General features: G+C 48.8%; 2 protein-coding genes. One reads left to right on the forward strand and one right to left on the reverse strand.

The genetic code is table 11. The features are described from left to right. A partial coding sequence (locus tag WH277_RS02195; RefSeq protein ID WP_339504148.1) for a hypothetical protein occupies positions 1-359 on the forward strand: 359 nt, incomplete at its 5' end. Here WH277_RS02195 and WH277_RS02200 read toward each other — a convergent pair. After that, positions 280-808: hypothetical protein (locus tag WH277_RS02200; RefSeq protein WP_339504150.1), on the reverse strand; the 529-nt coding region annotated here is incomplete at its 5' end. The genes WH277_RS02195 and WH277_RS02200 overlap by 80 nt on opposite strands.

Genomic DNA, 808 nt, shown 5'->3' on the forward strand with positions numbered 1-808 from the left:
CGCCTGCCGCTAAGCCTGCTAGCACTACAGCCAGCACGATAGGCGACGATTTCCGCGACATCAAAGGCATGTCGAAGAGTCAGATCGAAGAGCTTGAAGCACTCGACGAAGTTCACGCAGCGCAGCGCAAAGCGGCAGCAGAAACAGAGAAAGCGACCGCCGGTTTTAGTGTTGTCATTAGTGACAACATACAAGCAGATATGCAGCAAGAACCGGAGCCATCAGCGCCAGCATCGCGTGGTAGCTTTAGCGATAGATTAAAAATGAAAAAGACGGAGATTACTCAGCAAGAGAAATCAAAAGAGATGCAGCAAGAACAGGAACGCAAACGCAGGCGCGGCCTAGGATTGCTTCACTAATAAAAGCCCTTCCGGGCTTTTTTTCGATAGTAGCAACCTGCTCAAGCTGTAAATGTGTAGCGGTGTCGATGTAGTAAGAGACTTCAAAAGCACAATCATCAAGCGCTGAACGCTTCGACTTAACGACTTGCTCATAACCACCTTGAGCGAAGATGTAGTGCCTGATTAGCTCAACAAGACTAGCCTGCTTATTGAGTATCTCAACTGCCCTAACGAAATACTCAGGAGCAACACGATCAAGCCCAGCCGCAAGCGCTTTGTATCTCTCAAGCACGACAGTTTCCGCCTCTTTCATGATGTCTACGCTTGTAGCGTATGGCACTGTGAAAACGTCGCCACTGTGAATGTCTTTGTAGTGATGGCTTTGCTCATTCAGCTTTGTGAAAGCACCCACGCGCACAAGCGCATCACAGATAAACTTCATTCGCTCGATGCGCTCAATCTGTATG

Source organism: Erwinia sp. MYb416 (assembly GCF_037479575.1).
GTDB classification, from domain to species: Bacteria; Pseudomonadota; Gammaproteobacteria; order Enterobacterales; family Enterobacteriaceae; genus Erwinia; species Erwinia rhapontici.